At 70.3% G+C, this 1,209-nt stretch carries 1 protein-coding gene and 1 pseudogene; both read left to right on the forward strand.

Annotation, left to right across the window (positions count from 1 at the left end):
- A partial coding sequence (locus ACLEQD_RS27855; protein ID WP_410388080.1) for a Uma2 family endonuclease occupies nt 1-521 on the forward strand: 521 nt, incomplete at its 5' end.
- Nucleotides 522-616: 95 nt separating this feature from the next.
- Nucleotides 617-1,209: pseudogene (locus ACLEQD_RS27860) on the forward strand (metallophosphoesterase); the annotation flags it as partial.

Below are 1,209 nucleotides of genomic sequence, written 5' to 3' on the forward strand. Positions count from 1 at the left end.
CGCTCCCGGAGCATGTGGTGGGGGAGATCGTCGCGGGGGAGCTGTATGCGAGCCCACGGCCTGCGGCTCCTCATCTCATCGTGGCGTCCCACCTGGGCGGGGAACTCACGGGTCCCTTCGACCGGGGACGCGGCGGGCCTGGAGGTTGGCTCATCCTGGACGAACCCGAACTCCATTTCAGAATGGATGTCCTCATTCCGGATATCGCGGGCTGGCGGCGCGAACGGCTGCCAGGAACACCCCGAGGGGCTGCTTCCCACCTGGCGCCAGATTGGGTCTGCGAGGTGCTGTCGCCGTCCACCCGGAAGCTGGACCGCGACGCGAAGCTGCCGGTGTACGCACGAAAAGGCGTGCGGCATGTCTGGTTGCTGGACCCGGCGCCCCGCACGTTGGAAGTGTTCTGGCTGGAGGCGGAAGGCTACAGGCAGGTGGGCTTCCATTCTGGAAGTGCCACCGTCCACGTCGAACCCTTCGAGGCCCTGGCGCTGGAACTCTCCTTCCTGTGGGACGAGCACGGCTGACGGGGACGTCCGTTTCCTTGCGCTGGTTCACGACAGGCGGGCGGCCAGGCACGGATTCAGGTGCGTGCAGGCGGAAGGCGCGGGAGGCTGGGCGCATGCCGTTGTCTTCGTTCTCGCTCCTCATCGCGCTGGGTGCCGTGCTCGGGCACCTGTACCTGTTCCGGCGGCTCGTTTGGAACGTCACTCCCCGCCGTGGGCCCCGGCTCGTCGCCGCGCTTGTCCTGGGCGTCATGACGGGGGTGCTGGTGGCCCGGCGGTACCTGCAGCGCACGCTCCCGGAGGCTCCTGGCGACGTGGTGGAGCTGGTGTCCTATTCGTGGATGGGCGTGGCGCTGTGCCTGGTGCTCGCGCTCGCGGGGCTCGACGTGGTCCGGGCGGTGCTCGCCCTGCGGCGCCGGGTCCGGCCTGCTCCCGCCGCGCCTTCCGTGGATGTGGAGCGGCGGCGCTTCCTGTCGCAGGCGACGGCGGGTGGGGCGCTCGCGCTGGGCGGGGGGCTGGCGGGGTATGGCAGCTGGCGCGCGTTCACGGCTCCGGAGATCACGGAGCTGGTGGTCCGCATCCCCAGGCTGCCCCGCGCGCTGGACGGCTTCAGCATCGTGCAGCTCACCGACCTGCACGTGGGCCCCGTCATCCAGCGGCGCTTCATGGACGAGCTGGTGCGGCGGGCCAACGCGCTCAAGCCGGACCT

The sequence above is a fragment of the Corallococcus sp. 4LFB genome, from assembly GCF_046520365.1.
GTDB lineage: Bacteria > Myxococcota > Myxococcia > Myxococcales > Myxococcaceae > Corallococcus > Corallococcus caeni.